Origin of the sequence: Stenotrophomonas sp. P2112 (assembly GCF_041897515.1) — a bacterium.
Lineage (GTDB): Bacteria > Pseudomonadota > Gammaproteobacteria > Xanthomonadales > Xanthomonadaceae > Stenotrophomonas > Stenotrophomonas sepilia.
This window is the reverse complement of sequence record NZ_CP169216.1, coordinates 1539303-1552553: the sequence shown is the minus strand read 5'-3', so window position 1 is coordinate 1552553 and position 13251 is coordinate 1539303. Positions and strand designations below refer to the sequence as shown.

Sequence of the window (13251 nt, the reverse complement as noted above, 5' to 3'; positions counted from 1 at the left end):
CTCACAGCTTGAATACGGTATCGATCGCCGCACGCGACGTCGCATCACTGGTGGTATCACCGGCATAGGTCGTGATCTGGTAGACCGGCGTTGGCTTCTCCACCGACTTGCCCATGTCCAGCGCACCCTCCCCCTGGATGCAACCCTGGATCTCACGGACATAGATGGCCGGCTTGCTGCCCAGCTTGGTTTTCGCGACCCAGGCCGACGGATCGAAGCCGTCATCGCACTGCTGGCTGATGTCGGCGGACGCTACGGCCGGATTGGCACCGGCATCCTTGCGATTGGCGATGTTCTCCACCGCGTTCTCGGCGCTGCGTGCCGCGCCTTCGGCGTTCTGGAACGCCATGTTGGTCGCCCGGTAGCCGGCCGCCATGCGCTCCTGCATGCCGGCCACCTGCATGCCGATGACGCCCAGCAGGGCCAGCAGCACCAGCATGATCAGCGCGACGTAGAGAACGGCACCCTGCTGTCGTGCCTGGGCAACGAAGGGACGGCGTCGGGAGGAAGGATGAGTGCGCATGGTCGTCAGTTCCCGAACAAGCGGTTGCGCAGCGCAACGGACGCTTCATAGGCGCCCCGATGGCGCTGGTCGTAAGGATTGGCCGGGGCAAAGCCCACCCCGAGGATGGCCGGATAGGTGGCCGCGCTGCCCGGCGCCTCGGCCGACGCACGCTGCGGGCTGCGCGCCAGCAGGCCGACCTGCACCATGCCGACGCGGCGCCACTGCCCTGCGGCGGTGGCATCGGTACCGGTGCTGACCGCACTGGCCACGCGCTGGTCGACGATGCGACCGGTCGGCGGCGTGGGCAGGGCGATATCCGGGGTGGCATCCAGTCCGTACAGGAACTGCATGTTCTCGATGCCTTCCACCAGCTCCTCGCCATCGGCGTAGCCGCCGGCGCCATTCGCGCGTGCCCGGTAAAGCGCCGGCTCGCCATTGGGATTGGTCGCGATGTAGTACGCCATGCCATCGGCGCGATACAGCATGGTCATCGCGTTGTTGATCGAATAGTTGCTCAGGTCGACCTTGTCCACCTTCACCGTCGAACCGCTGATGGTGGCCGGGAACACGTCGGCACGGGTGCAGTCGGCTATGCCAAAGACCGTCGGCGCACCTGCGGCGTTGGCCTTCAGACGGGCCATGCCATCACTGGAGACGGTCAGCGTGGTCGCGCCCGCGGCCACGGAGATGCCGGTCACCACGGCCCCTTCCGGACTCATCAGGCGCAGCACCAGGATGTCGCTGCCCGGCAGTGGCGCCGGCTTGAGGTTGGCGATGCTCTTCGGCACCGACTGCGCCGCGCTCCACGCGCGGCCCAGGGTCAGGGTGGCGCCCGGCGCCGTACCTGCTGCCTCATACCCCTGCACCGGAACCGAGAAATCCTGCGGGTCGCCACTGCCCGAGCTGATGCCCAGGTGATAACCGACATCGCCGGTGTTCTTGACCACATGGGCCTGGTCGTTGACGCAGCCGAAGTGGCCGGCCATGCGCAGGTCGCGCTGCAGGAAGTCCAGCGCGAAGCGCGCGTTCTCCTGGGTACGGGCCGCACCTTCGGACAGGCGCGATGCCGCACGCGAGGCGATGAAGATCTGGGTGACGCCCAGCATCAGGACCAGGCCGATGACCATGGCGATCATCAGTTCGATCAGCGACAGGCCTCGGGTGCGCGAAATTGGACTCATGGGCATGTTCACAGGAAGGTCGTCAGGCCGAAGGTGGTAAGGCTGTCGGGGTCCTTCGGATCCCAGCGCTGGTCACCCCAGCTGATGGCCACGGTGACCTCGCCGGTGCTCTGCACGAAGGTCACCTGTGCGCTGGCCTTCTCGCCCAGCGTGCGTGCGACCTCGCACTGCCAGCGCGCGACGTTCGCCTGCGGCGTCACGGCGGCGCCGGTCGGCCAGGCGCAGGCGCCGCTGGGCTTCACCGAGCCGGCCGAGAACGAGGCCGAGGAATAGGCGCCACCGGCCAGGGTGTCGGTGCGCTGCGCGCGCATCAGTTCGATCAGGTCGTTGGCCAGGTTGGTCGCCTGGGTGCGGTAGTTCGCGCTCTGCACGAAGCGGACGTTGGTGGTCTGCAGCAGGGCGAAGCCCAGCAGCCCGAATGCCAGGATCAGCACCGCCACCATCACTTCGATCAGGCTGAAGCCCCCCTGCGACGAACGCGGGTGGGCCAGGTTGCGGCGGCTCATGAGCAGGTTCCCTTGGTCACCCGGACCTGGCCGGATTGGTTGATCGTCAACGTGCTTTTCGATTCGCCGGCCTTGCACGCATCCGGCGACAGCACCAGCGTCTGATCGGCGACCGCCCTGCGCCGGCCGCGCCCGTCGAAGGCGATGACCGCGCCCGGCGGGCCAACTACGCTCAGCTGCGGATTGCCCTGTGAAAAGCGCAGCGCGACGTCATTGCTGCCCATCTGGCCGTCGCCATCCAGGTCCGACCAGGCCAGCACCCCCTTGGACCAGTCGCCATCACAGGCTTTGCCATCGGCGCTGCCACAGACGCCGCCACCGTTGCTGTTGCGGATGCCTTCGCTGCGGGCCAGGTTGGCCAGCGCGATCAGCTCGTTGTTGGCGGTCGCCAGCCGGTTCGAGCGGATCATGCCGCGGAAGCTCGGATAGGCGATCGACGCCAGGACCACGAAGACGGCCAGCGTGACCATCAGTTCAACCAGCGTGAAGCCGTTTTGCCGGCGCAAAGACATTGGACGCTCCCCAGCGTGTTGGTGGCCACGATGGGCCATCGCCCCGCCACCGGCAAGCGGCGGCAGGATGAACGGTCAATCCGGGGCGACGGGCGTCAAAGGCTTGACGACCCGCCCTTCCCTGCCAGTGCCGGCGCGATCCCCATCGCGCCGGCCCGGGTTCAGGCCAGCACCTGGTAGCAGGGCTGGTACTCGCCGGAGATCTTCATCCGGCGCTGTTCGACGAAGGCGCGCAGCAGCGCATCCAGCGCCTGCATCATGTCCGGGTCGCCGTGAATCTGGAACGGCCCGAACTGCTCGATGCGGCGCATGCCGTCTTCCTTCACGTTGCCGGCGACGATGCCCGAGAACGCGCGGCGCAGGTCGGCCGCCAGCGCGTGCGGGGCACGCCCGTGGTGCAGGTCCAACGCCGCCATCGCTTCGTGGGTGGGTACGAACGGCTGCTGGTACTCCCACGGAATCTCGATCGACCAGTTGAAGAAGAACGAGTCCTTCTGCGCCAGGCGGTGCTCGCGCACGCGCTTGATGCCAGTGGCCATCTTCTTCGCAACCGCCACCGGGTCGCCGATGATGATCTCGTAGCGCTCGGCAGCCGCATCGCCCAGGGTCAGGCGGATGAAGCGATCAATCTGCTCGAAGTACGGTGCCGCTACCGTCGGGCCGGTCAGGATCAGCGGGAACGGCAGGTCCTTGTTCTCCTCGCGCAGCAGGATGCCGAGCAGGTACAGGATCTCTTCGGCGGTGCCGACGCCACCGGCGAACACGATGATGCCGTGCCCGATGCGGACGAAGGCCTCAAGGCGCTTCTCGATGTCCGGCATGATCACCAGGTGGTTGACGATCGGGTTCGGCGACTCGGCGGCGATGATGCCCGGCTCGGTCAGGCCGATGTAACGCGTCGCGGTACGGCGCTGCTTGGCGTGGGCGATGGTGGCACCCTTCATCGGGCCCTTCATCGCACCCGGGCCACAGCCGGTGCAGATGTCCAGGCCGCGCAGGCCCAGTTCATAGCCCACCTGCTTGGTGTACAGGTATTCGTCGCGCGAGATCGAGTGTCCGCCCCAGCACACCACCAGGTTCGGATCACCCGGATTGAGGATGCGCGCGTTGCGCAGCAGGCCGAACACCGCGTTGGTGATGCCCTCGGATGACTCCAGCTCGGCCGCGTAGGCCGGGCCCATTTCGATGGCCATGTAGGCCAGGTCGCGCACGACGGCGAACAGCAGTTCGGCGACGCCGCGGATGATCTCGCCGTCGACGAAGGCCATCGCCGGCGCGTTGACCAGATCGATGCGCACGCCACGATCCTGCTGCGCCACCTGGATGTCGAAATCAGGGTAGAGATCGCGCGCGGCGCGCGGATCGTCCGAGGCGCTGCCGCTGGTCAGCACGGCCAGCGCGCAGCGGCGCAGCAGCTCATGCATGCCGCCGGCGGAGGCATCGCGCAGGCGGGCCACCTCGGCCCGCGACAGCACATCCAGCCCACCGCGCGGGTAGATCCGGGCATCCTGCACCGGCAGTGCACGGGCCGATTTTTCGTTCGTGGTCATATCCAATTTTTCGCTTCCTTCAAGGTTTCCGACTGTACTGCCGCCCCCTTAAAAAGCAAAACGGCCGGGAAACCCGACCGTTGGATGTGTGCCACCCGCGTCCGCCATTCCGGGACCGCATCGGCGGCGTTGGCACCGCGCACATTTCTGGATGCTACGCCGTTGCCCCACGCCCTGCAAGGACTTTCGCCTGAACGGGAAACGGCCGGGTTTCCCCGGCCGTTTCCACTTACCGCTTCAAGCGCTGATGGATCAGAACTTGTACTTCAGGGTCAGCTGCATCGACCAACGCGACACGGCGGTGTTGCCCTTGTCGTTGTTGTTTTCCTGCACCGACGGGTTGTCGGTCGAACCAGTGAAGGAGTACACGTACTTGCCGGTGGCCGGATCGATACCTGCGTAGTTGGCAACGCGACGGGTCGAGTAGAAGCCGTAGTCGTCGATCAGGCCCCACTTCTTGTTCAGCAGGTTGCCGACATTCATGATGTCCAGGGCGACTTCACCCTTGTGCCCCTTCATGAAGCCCGGGAATTCCTGGCTGACGCGGACGTCGAAGCTGTTGACCCACGAGGCGCGGTGGCGGTTGGCCGGGACCACGCTGCCACGGTAGGCATCGAGTTCCGGGTTCTGCGCCAGCCAGTCGAAGAACTGCTTCTCCATCGCGGCACCGCCGGTGAACAGCACGTCGCCCGGACCCTTCGGCACGTAGAACAGGTCGTTGGTGGCAGCACCGTCGCCGTTGGCATCGTTGTAGAAGATGTAGCTGTACGGACGGCCCGAACGGCCTTCGTAGAACAGGCCGACGCGGGTGGCGTTGTCACCGAAGAAGTTGTGCTTCCACTCCAGGGTGCCGGTGACGCGGTCCTTCATCGCATAACGCGAGTTGTAGGCCACGTTCTCGTTGGCATTGAAGATCAGCGTGTTGTTCCAGTTCGAGGTGTTCTGCGAGCTGGACAGCGGGCTGACTTCGGTGGACTTGGTGTAGGTGTAACCCAGCGACCAGCCCCAGTTCTCGGTCAACGGCTTGGCCAGCGAGAAGGTGGCCTGGGTGCCGCGGCCCTTGTCGGTGTTGCGCAGGACCAGAACGTCGCCGATGTCGGACGGACGGTTGGCGCGGTCAACCGCACCCTTGGTACCGGTCGACATGCCGTAGTCGACACCCTTGTCGATACGGGTATTGGCCTGGTTGCGGCCAGCGGCGTTCCAGTAGATCGCGCGGCCATCCTGACCGAAGGCGGTCGGCGCCGACACGTCCAGACGGTCGAAGTAGATGCCGTCCTTGACCTTGGTGAACAGCACTTCGGCCGACGCGACGATGCCGTACCACGGCAGCTCATGGTCGAACGCCAGGTTGGCCTTCCACACCGACGGCAGGCGGGTGCCCGGCGCGATGATGTCGACGTTCTGACGGGCCGAAGCCGGGCCACCGGCCGGGATGTACGGGTTGTTGCCGTCCGGAGTGAAGGCACCGGCCGGGATGCTGCGCTCGTCGTACTCGATGTAGTTCAGGCCGGTGTTCTGGTAGGCACCTGCCAGCCACACGTTCGGGGCGGCGCCGCCGAACAGGCCCACGCCACCGCGCAGCTGGGTCGGGCGATCGCTGTCGAAGGTGTAGTTGAAGCCGACGCGCGGCTGCACCAGGTTCTTGTCGACCAGCTTGGTGTTGTTGAAGCCGTACAGCTGCTCGATGCGCGGGTTGTACAGGCGCTGGGTGCTGAAGTCAGGCATGTCGATGCGCACGCCGAACATCAGGTTCAGGTTGTAGTTGATCGCCCAGGTGTCCTGCACGAACACGCCGGTGTTCTTCAGGGTGAAGTCGGCCGGGATGTCGCTGCGGCTGCCATCGGCGCGCGGAGCACGCAGCTGGTAGCGCGAAGCCTTGCCCGCCAGGAAATCGTTGACGCTGTTGAATTCGTACACGCCGTTGAGGTTGCGGCCGTAGAAGTTCATCAGGTCATTCTTCGAGTAATCGAAGCCGAACTTGACGGTGTGGTCACCGATGTACCAGGTACCGGCACCAAAGGCGCTCAGTTCCTTCGACTCGACGATGTTGACGTGGGTGTTCTGTTCGGTACCGACGTACAGCGAATCGTTGCCCGACTTGATGCGGATCTGCGGCATGTCCACCAGCGGGACGCGGTTGGCCGAGTAATCCTTGTGCGAGACCTTGAACTCGGTCGAGAAGTTCTCGGACCAGTCACTGAACAGTTCGCCCATCCAGGTTTCGTACTGGGTCGGCTGCTGGTACCAGAAGTTGCTCAGCGAGATGGCGCTGCTGCTGACCTGCGGGAAGCGAACGACGTTCTGCTCCATCTTGTTGTAGCGCAGGGCCGCACGGTGGTTCTCGTTGATGTTCCAGTCCAGCTTGACCGCATACTCTTCGATCTCGGTCTTGCTGTTCGGCGCCGCCAGGCTGCCCGGGTCGTAGCCCAGCTTGCCCAGGAAGTTCTGGACGTCGGTGATCTGCTGCTGGGTGATGGTGCCACGGCCGATCGGCGTGTCGCTCAGGGCGACGCCGGCAGCCGAGCGCTCGTACTTTTCATAGTTGGTGAAGAAGAACAGCTTGTCCTTGACGATCGGACCGCCGAAGGTCATGCCGTAGGTCTTCTCGTCCTCGAAGCCGTTGAAGTCCTGCTTGTCACCTTCCAGGCGCGAGCGGACCATGTCCTTGTCGCGGTACGAACCGTACACGGTGCCGTGGAATTCATTGGTACCCGACTTGGTCACGGCGTTGATCACCGCGCCGGTGCCACCGGCGATGGTGGTGTCGTAGTTGGCCAGGTCGATGTTGATTTCCTGGATGGCGTCCATCGACACCGGCTGACGCTCGGTCGGCAGGTTGTTGGAACCCAGGCCGAACGGATCGGAGGCGCTGATGCCGTCGATGCGGATGGCGTTGTAACGGGTATTCTGGCCGCCGGCCGAGATCGCGCCGTCCGCCTTGCTGACCTGCGAGATGCGCGGGTCGAGACGCACGTAGTCCTGGATGTTGCGGCTGGCCGACGGCAGCGCATCCATCGTTTCGCGGGTCACGTTGGTGCCGGTGCCCATCTTGTTGGCACTGAACAGGTCCAGGCCGCCGGCGGTGGCAACAACGTTCACCGCGTCCAGGTTGGTTGCAGCCAGGTCACCGCCCAGGTTGGCGTTGACGGTGTTGACCTGGTTCAGGTTCAGGTAGACACCTTCCTCGGTCTTGGTGCCTTCACCGGACTTGGTGATGGTGATGGTGTACGGACCACCCACGCGCAGGCCGCGCGCGTTGTATCGGCCCGACGCATCGGTGGTGGCACGCGAAACAGTGCCCGACTCGGTGTGCGTGATGGTGACTTCAGCGCCGGCGACAGGCTGGCCTGCAGCGGACATCACCTGGCCGCCGACACCGGCGGAGGTGCTGCTCTGGGCGAAGGCGGGAGCGGCAGCAAGTGCAGCCACGAGACCAAGGGTAAGCTTGGACATCCGGAGTGGGTGGGTCATTTTTCGGTAGCCTCGATGCGAGTTGGCGATGGCGGAAAAAAAGCGCATCCAAGCAGCCCTGCGGGTGGCTGATCGGAGAGTTATCTGGGGTTCCCTACCGCTCGGCTGAAGGCAGCCCTAACGGTTAACACTAGATTAACACGCTACGCCATCAATGTGACGGTTGTGCGACAAACGGCACCGGTTCGCAACGCAATCGTGACGGGTTCTTCACTCCGTCTTTCCACAGGGCTCACCTTTCCCGGGGCGTCTCACTGGCATCGAGAATCTGCCCGCGCCAGGTGCTCCCAGCGGCGGACAGCAGGGTCACCGCGGCGGCCGCCGCGGCTTCCGGGCCTTGCGCAGCCGGGTCCTGGTCCACGGAATAGGCGCGGGCCCGAAGCGCCGTGCGCAGGGGGCCTGGGTACAGGCCGCTGACCCGGACGGGACTGCGGCCCAGTTCATCGTGCAGGCTGGCGATCAGGCCACGCAGGCCGTGCTGGGCTACGCCATACCCCCCCCAATATGCCTGCCCCACCCGGTCGGGGGCATCGACCGCGAACACCATGGCGGCATCCTCGCGTTGCCGCAGCAGCGGCAGGCAGGCCTGGGCCAGCCAGGCCGGTGCGGTCAGGGTGACATGGACCGCACGGGCGAAACTGGCCGGGTCAGCCAGTTCAAACGGAGTCAGCCCGGGGAAATGCGCGGCGCATACCAGCAGTCCATCCAGCCGCCCCAGCTCGCGCTGCAGGGCCTGGGCCAGTTCGGCATAGTCATCGGGGCTGGCGCCTTCCAGGTCCAGCGGGTACAGAAGCGGTTCCGGACCGACCGCCTGGACCTGGGCATAGACCCGGTCCAGCCGGCGCGGCTTGCGTCCCAGCAGGACCACGGTGGCACCGGCTGCGGCTGCGGCGACCGCCGCGGCACTGCCCAGCCCTCCCCCGGCGCCGGCGACCAGTACGACGCGATCCTGCAACGGGCGGCCATCGATCGCCCCGTCAGTCGGTGACGTCGACGGCCAGGCACTCATCCCTGGGTCGCCTCTTCGACGATGCGCTTGAGCTCGCCGGATTCAAACAGTTCCATGACGATGTCGCAGCCGCCGATCAACTCACCGTTGATGAACAGCTGCGGGAAGGTCGGCAGATTGGAAAAGCGCGGCAGGTTGGCGCGGATCTCCGGCTCTTCGAGCACGTTGACAGTGCGCAGGGTGACGGCGCCGGCTGCCATCAACGCCTGCACGGCGCGACTGGAAAAGCCGCACATCGGGTATTGCGGGGTGCCCTTCATGAACAGCACGAGCGGGTAACGATCGACCTCGGCCTGGATTTGCTGCATTACCGCCACAACCACACTCCTTGCTTCGCCGGACAAACCGACCGTGATGGTCGGCTAGACTGCCCACGGTAGCCGCCATTGTAAGCGGATGGAACAGGCTACCGCCGTCCCCTGGCCACGAACCTGCCCATGCCCGTCGAATTGCCTGCCCTGCCCTATCTCCCCGGCTCCCTGCAGCCCCACCTGTCCGCGCAGACCGTTGAGTTGCATCACGGCCGCCACCACCGCGCCTACGTTGACGCGGTCAACGCCGGCACTCTCGGCACCGAGTGGGAGGAGGCGTCACTGGAAGAGATCGTGCGCCATGCCCAGGGCACGCTGTTCGATGTGGCCGCCCAGGCCTGGAACCACGGCTTCTATTGGCAGTGCCTGCGCCCGCGCGGCGGCGGCGAGCCGCAGGGCCGGCTGGGCGAGCTGGTCAAGCGCCAGTTCGGTGACGCGCAGCGCCTGCGCGAGGAATTCAACCGCACCGCGCTGGGCCTGTTCGGCTCGGGCTGGGTGTGGCTGGTGCAGCACCCCGGTGGCCAGCTCGGCATCCAGGCCACCCGCAACGCCGGCACGCCACTGACCGGCGAAAGCACCCCGCTGCTGTGCTGCGATGTCTGGGAGCACGCCTACTACACCGATTACCAGAATGATCGCGCGCGTTACCTGGATGCCTTCTGGCAGATGGTCAACTGGGAATTCGCCGAAAGCCAGCTGCGCTGACCGCCTGTAGGGCCGAGCCCATGCTCGGCTGGCCGGACAGCAGCCGAGCATGGGCTCGGCCCTACAGATGAAGCTTCACGCGTTCTCGTGCGCAGCCACCGCGTCCATCACCCGCGCCGAGTACACCAGCGCCGCGCCGGCGTTGAGCGACACCGCCACGCCCAGTGCTTCGGTGATTTCCTCGCGGCTGGCGCCATGCTTCAGCGCAGCGTCCACGTGCACGGTGATGCAGCCGTCGCAGCGGGTGGTCACCGCCACCGCCAATGCGATCAGCTCACGGGTCTTGGCATCCAGATGGTTGGTCTGGGCACCGGCATTGGCCAGGGTGGCGTAGCCCTTGACCGTGTCCGGCGAGAGCTTGCCGATCTCGCCGATGCGGCCCTTCAGTTCCTTGCGGTAGGCATTCCAGTCGAGCATGGTCGTGACTCCTGTGAAAGGAGCTCCACGCTACCACCGGCAATGGTGCGCCGATGCCTGCACCGGCGCGCCACACCGTTGCAGGCATACAAGGTTGTGCCGGCCATTGGCCGGCACGCCCGGGCTCAGCGGTTGCGCAGCGCGTGCACCGCCGGCGCCACCTGGGCCTGGCGGTCCAGCTCCAGGCCGACCTGGTCCAGCGCATCGGCCAATGCAGCGGCATCATCGTCGCGCAACGTGGCGTGGCCGACCTTGCGACCTTCGCGCGGCTCCTTGCCGTAGTCGTGCCAATGGCCACTGGCCTGACCCAGCACCGGCGCCGGATCGGGCATCACGCCCAGCCAGTTCAGCATGCAGGCATGGCCGAGCATGCGGGTGCTGCCCAGCGGCAGGCCCAGCACCGCACGCAGATGGTTCTCGAACTGCGAGGTCTCGCTGCCTTCGATGGTCCAGTGGCCGGAGTTGTGCACGCGCGGTGCCATCTCGTTGGCCAGCAGCTCACCATCACGGCAGAACAGCTCCAGCGCGAACACGCCCACATACTGCAGGTGCTCGGCGACGCGGCGGGCATAGCCGATCGCTGCCTGCTGCTCGGCGTCGGACAGCAGCGCCGGTGCCACGCTGGCCGACAGCACGCCGTCGACATGCCAGTTGCCGGTGACCGGCCAGGCTTCGAAGCTGCCATCGCGGCCACGCACGGCCACCACGCTGACCTCGCGCTGGAAGGCCACGAAGCCTTCCAGGATCAGTCCGGTGCGCTCCACCTGGGCACCGAGCGCATCCCATGCGGCGTCGATGTCAGCTTCGCTGCGCAGGCGGAACTGACCCTTGCCGTCGTAGCCGAGGCGGCGGGTCTTGAGGATGCACGGCAGGCCGAACTCAGCCACCTTCGCCGCCAGCTCGTCGCGGCTGCGGATGTCGGCGAAGGCCGGCAGCGGAATACCCAGCTGCTGGAACAGGGTCTTCTCGCTCAACCGGTCCTGGGCCACCGCCAGCGCGGCCGGCGGCGGATAGACCGGCACGCGGTCGGCCAGGAACTGTGCACTGTCGGCAGGCACGTTCTCAAAATCGAAGGTGACCACATCGACCTTGGCGGCGAAGTCCGCCAAGGCCTGGCGGTCGTCGAAGGCGCCCACGGTGAGCGGCGCCAGCGGGCCGCTGCAGGCGTCGGCGGCCGGGTCGTACAGTTCGAAGCGCAGCCCCAGCGGCGCACCGGCCAGGACCATCATGCGGGCGAGCTGGCCGCCGCCCAGGATGCCGACAGTCAGGCTCATTGGCGCGGATCGTCGTGGGCCATCACGTCTTCGGTCTGGCGTGCACGGAAGGCATCGAGCGCCTGGCCGATCGCCGGCTGGTCGCTGGCCAGCATCGCCGCCGCGAACAGCGCGGCGTTGGAGGCGCCGGCGTTGCCGATGGCGAAGGTGGCGACCGGGATGCCGGCCGGCATCTGCACGATCGACAGAAGGGAATCCATTCCGTTGAGGGCCTTGGACTGCACCGGCACGCCCAGCACCGGCACGGCGGTCTTGGCCGCGATCATGCCCGGCAGGTGCGCGGCCCCGCCGGCACCGGCGATGATCGCGCGCAGGCCACGCGGGCCCGCCTGCTCGGCGTAACTGAACAACACATCCGGCGTCCGATGCGCGGACACCACCTTCACTTCGAACGGAACACCCAGGGCTTCAAGCTTCTGGGCGGCGTGCTGCATGGTTTCCCAGTCGGAACGGGAACCCATGACGATGCCGACAAGCGGCGCGATCGGGTTGGGGGTCATTGGCCGTCACCTGCCTTAAAGACGTATTCTAGCCGTCTTCCACGCAAGACGAAGAACCATGGATCGCAAGCTGCTCGACCTGCTGGTGTCCCCGGACACCCGCCAGCCCCTGTCCCTGCTGGATGGCAAGGGCCTGGAAGCCCTCAACAAGGCCATTTCCGCCGGCACGGTGACCAAGGCCGATGGCAACCCGCTGGCGCAGCCGCTGCGCGAGGCGCTGGTCACCCGTGACCGCAAGCAGGTGTTCCGCGTCGACGACGGCATCCCGGTGCTGCTGGCCGAGGAAGCCATTCCGACCGCCCAGATCGCCGACTTCCCGGCTGCATGAGCACGCTGCCGACGCCGGATGCGGCCGTTGTCGCCGCCGATGTCGCGCGCGCGCTGGCCGAGGACCTGGGCAGCGGTGATGTCACCGCCGCCCTGCTCCCCGACCAGGCCGACAGCGCCTACCTGCTGTGCAAGCAGGATGCGGTGATCGCCGGGCGCCCCTGGTTCGACGCTACCCATCGCGCGCTCGACCCTGACGTGCGCATTGAATGGCACATCGCCGAAGGCGATGCCGTCACCGCCGGCACCGTGCTGGCCCTGCTGCACGGGCGCAGCCGCAGCCTGGTCAGTGCCGAGCGCACTTCGCTGAACTTCCTGCAGACGCTGTCCGGCACCGCGACCACCACTGCTCGCTACGTGGCTGCGGTGGCCGGTACCGGTACCCGCATCCTCGACACCCGCAAGACCCTGCCCGGCCTGCGCCTGGCGCAGAAGTACGCGGTGCGCTGCGGCGGCGGCGAGAACCACCGCTTCGGCCTGTACGACACGGTGATGCTGAAGGAGAACCACATCCGCGCCGCCGGTTCGCTGGCCGCGGCGGTGGCCGCCGCACGCCGGCAGTGGCCTGCGCTGCCACTGGTGGTCGAGGTCGAAGACCTGGCACAGCTGCGCCAGGCGCTCGAAGCCGGTTGCGAACGCATCCTGCTGGATGACTTCAGTCCCGACCTGCGCCGCGAGGCGGTGCGCATCACCGCCGGACGCATTCCGCTGGAAGTCTCCGGCAGCGTCGGCCTGGGCGGCCTGCGCTCGATCGCTGAGGATGGCGTCGATTGCATCTCCATCGGCGGACTGACCAAGCATGTGCAGGCCATCGATCTGTCGTTGAAGCTGGGCCCGCCGCCGGCTTGAGGCCTACGGGACCTTGTAGAGCCGAGCCCACGCTCGGCTGCTTCTCGATCTGCGGCGCGCCCGGCACCCGCTTTGCGCGATGAGCCGAGCGTAGGCTCGGCTCTACACGACCCGGGCGCCTTCACGGCTCG

Annotated in this window: 14 protein-coding genes; 3 read left to right on the top strand and 11 right to left on the bottom strand. The window is 66.5% G+C overall.

Annotated features, from left to right (window positions below; translation table 11 throughout):
- Nucleotide 1: 1 nt before the first annotated feature.
- The 8 genes from ACEPA4_RS07200 to grxD all read right to left on the bottom strand — a co-directional run bounded on the left by ACEPA4_RS07200 (nucleotide 2) and on the right by grxD (nucleotide 9054).
- Nucleotides 2-523, bottom strand: coding sequence for a PilX N-terminal domain-containing pilus assembly protein (locus ACEPA4_RS07200; protein ID WP_032954069.1), 522 nt, complete (start codon nucleotides 521-523; stop codon nucleotides 2-4).
- 5 nt (nucleotides 524-528) lie between these two features.
- Nucleotides 529-1686 carry a PilW family protein gene (locus ACEPA4_RS07195; protein ID WP_065186108.1) on the bottom strand — a complete coding sequence of 386 codons (1158 nt, stop codon included), beginning with the start codon at nucleotides 1684-1686 and terminating at the stop codon, nucleotides 529-531.
- Nucleotides 1687-1694: 8 nt separating this feature from the next.
- Nucleotides 1695-2192, bottom strand: a complete 498-nt coding sequence (pilV, locus tag ACEPA4_RS07190) for a type IV pilus modification protein PilV (RefSeq protein ID WP_111202162.1) — start codon at nucleotides 2190-2192, stop codon at nucleotides 1695-1697.
- Nucleotides 2189-2704 carry a Tfp pilus assembly protein FimT/FimU gene (locus ACEPA4_RS07185; RefSeq protein ID WP_005415961.1) on the bottom strand — a complete coding sequence of 172 codons (516 nt, stop codon included), beginning with the start codon at nucleotides 2702-2704 and terminating at the stop codon, nucleotides 2189-2191. Before ACEPA4_RS07185 ends, pilV begins: the two co-directional genes overlap by 4 nt.
- A 161-nt stretch (nucleotides 2705-2865) precedes the next feature.
- On the bottom strand, nucleotides 2866-4254 hold the full coding sequence (gene ppnN, locus ACEPA4_RS07180; protein ID WP_005415960.1) for a nucleotide 5'-monophosphate nucleosidase PpnN: 1389 nt from the start codon (nucleotides 4252-4254) through the stop codon (nucleotides 2866-2868).
- 252 nt (nucleotides 4255-4506) lie between these two features.
- Nucleotides 4507-7728: a carboxypeptidase regulatory-like domain-containing protein gene (locus tag ACEPA4_RS07175; protein ID WP_072166746.1), complete on the bottom strand. Its 3222-nt coding sequence runs from the start codon at nucleotides 7726-7728 to the stop codon at nucleotides 4507-4509.
- Between the two features lie 232 nt (nucleotides 7729-7960).
- Nucleotides 7961-8737, bottom strand: coding sequence for an SDR family NAD(P)-dependent oxidoreductase (locus ACEPA4_RS07170; protein WP_053500310.1), 777 nt, complete (start codon nucleotides 8735-8737; stop codon nucleotides 7961-7963).
- Nucleotides 8734-9054 (bottom strand): Grx4 family monothiol glutaredoxin, encoded by a 321-nt coding sequence (gene grxD / locus ACEPA4_RS07165; protein ID WP_005415957.1) that lies wholly within the window; start codon nucleotides 9052-9054, stop codon nucleotides 8734-8736. Before grxD ends, ACEPA4_RS07170 begins: the two co-directional genes overlap by 4 nt.
- A gap of 120 nt (nucleotides 9055-9174) precedes the next feature.
- On the opposite strand from grxD, the gene ACEPA4_RS07160 reads away from it, so the two are divergent.
- Nucleotides 9175-9753 (top strand): superoxide dismutase, encoded by a 579-nt coding sequence (locus ACEPA4_RS07160; RefSeq protein WP_061478549.1) that lies wholly within the window; start codon nucleotides 9175-9177, stop codon nucleotides 9751-9753.
- A 75-nt stretch (nucleotides 9754-9828) separates the two neighbouring features.
- Here the strand turns inward: ACEPA4_RS07160 and ACEPA4_RS07155 are convergent, their stop codons facing one another.
- The 3 genes from ACEPA4_RS07155 to purE form a co-directional block, all read right to left on the bottom strand.
- Complete coding sequence (locus ACEPA4_RS07155) at nucleotides 9829-10170, bottom strand: carboxymuconolactone decarboxylase family protein (protein WP_005415955.1); 342 nt, start codon at nucleotides 10168-10170, stop codon at nucleotides 9829-9831.
- Nucleotides 10171-10295: 125 nt separating this feature from the next.
- A complete protein-coding gene (locus ACEPA4_RS07150; RefSeq protein ID WP_065177382.1) occupies nucleotides 10296-11444 on the bottom strand; it encodes a 5-(carboxyamino)imidazole ribonucleotide synthase in 1149 nt (382 codons plus the stop codon).
- A complete protein-coding gene (purE, locus tag ACEPA4_RS07145; RefSeq protein ID WP_005412808.1) occupies nucleotides 11441-11944 on the bottom strand; it encodes a 5-(carboxyamino)imidazole ribonucleotide mutase in 504 nt (167 codons plus the stop codon). The genes ACEPA4_RS07150 and purE overlap by 4 nt, the downstream gene beginning before the upstream one ends.
- Before the next feature lie 58 nt (nucleotides 11945-12002).
- On the opposite strand from purE, the gene ACEPA4_RS07140 reads away from it, so the two are divergent.
- Together ACEPA4_RS07140 and nadC are read left to right on the top strand one after the other, a co-directional pair.
- Nucleotides 12003-12272 carry a Trm112 family protein gene (locus ACEPA4_RS07140; RefSeq protein ID WP_005415953.1) on the top strand — a complete coding sequence of 90 codons (270 nt, stop codon included), beginning with the start codon at nucleotides 12003-12005 and terminating at the stop codon, nucleotides 12270-12272.
- Nucleotides 12269-13120: a carboxylating nicotinate-nucleotide diphosphorylase gene (gene nadC, locus ACEPA4_RS07135; protein WP_005415952.1), complete on the top strand. Its 852-nt coding sequence runs from the start codon at nucleotides 12269-12271 to the stop codon at nucleotides 13118-13120. Before ACEPA4_RS07140 ends, nadC begins: the two co-directional genes overlap by 4 nt.
- Nucleotides 13121-13251: the final 131 nt, after the last annotated feature.

Bases quoted from the DNA above. Each gene is read 5' to 3' on its own strand.
- ACEPA4_RS07200 (WP_032954069.1), bottom strand. From the start codon at position 523: ATGCGCACTCATCCTTCCTCCCGACGCCGTCCCTTCGTTGCCCAGGCA.
- ACEPA4_RS07195 (WP_065186108.1), bottom strand. From the start codon at position 1,686: ATGAGTCCAATTTCGCGCACCCGAGGCCTGTCGCTGATCGAACTGATG.
- pilV (WP_111202162.1), bottom strand. From the start codon at position 2,192: ATGAGCCGCCGCAACCTGGCCCACCCGCGTTCGTCGCAGGGGGGCTTC.
- ACEPA4_RS07185 (WP_005415961.1), bottom strand. From the start codon at position 2,704: ATGTCTTTGCGCCGGCAAAACGGCTTCACGCTGGTTGAACTGATGGTC.
- ppnN (WP_005415960.1), bottom strand. From the start codon at position 4,254: ATGACCACGAACGAAAAATCGGCCCGTGCACTGCCGGTGCAGGATGCC.
- ACEPA4_RS07175 (WP_072166746.1), bottom strand. From the start codon at position 7,728: ATGACCCACCCACTCCGGATGTCCAAGCTTACCCTTGGTCTCGTGGCT.
- ACEPA4_RS07170 (WP_053500310.1), bottom strand. From the start codon at position 8,737: ATGAGTGCCTGGCCGTCGACGTCACCGACTGACGGGGCGATCGATGGC.
- ACEPA4_RS07160 (WP_061478549.1), top strand. From the start codon at position 9,175: ATGCCCGTCGAATTGCCTGCCCTGCCCTATCTCCCCGGCTCCCTGCAG.
- ACEPA4_RS07155 (WP_005415955.1), bottom strand. From the start codon at position 10,170: ATGCTCGACTGGAATGCCTACCGCAAGGAACTGAAGGGCCGCATCGGC.
- ACEPA4_RS07150 (WP_065177382.1), bottom strand. From the start codon at position 11,444: ATGAGCCTGACTGTCGGCATCCTGGGCGGCGGCCAGCTCGCCCGCATG.
- purE (WP_005412808.1), bottom strand. From the start codon at position 11,944: ATGACCCCCAACCCGATCGCGCCGCTTGTCGGCATCGTCATGGGTTCC.
- ACEPA4_RS07140 (WP_005415953.1), top strand. From the start codon at position 12,003: ATGGATCGCAAGCTGCTCGACCTGCTGGTGTCCCCGGACACCCGCCAG.
- nadC (WP_005415952.1), top strand. From the start codon at position 12,269: ATGAGCACGCTGCCGACGCCGGATGCGGCCGTTGTCGCCGCCGATGTC.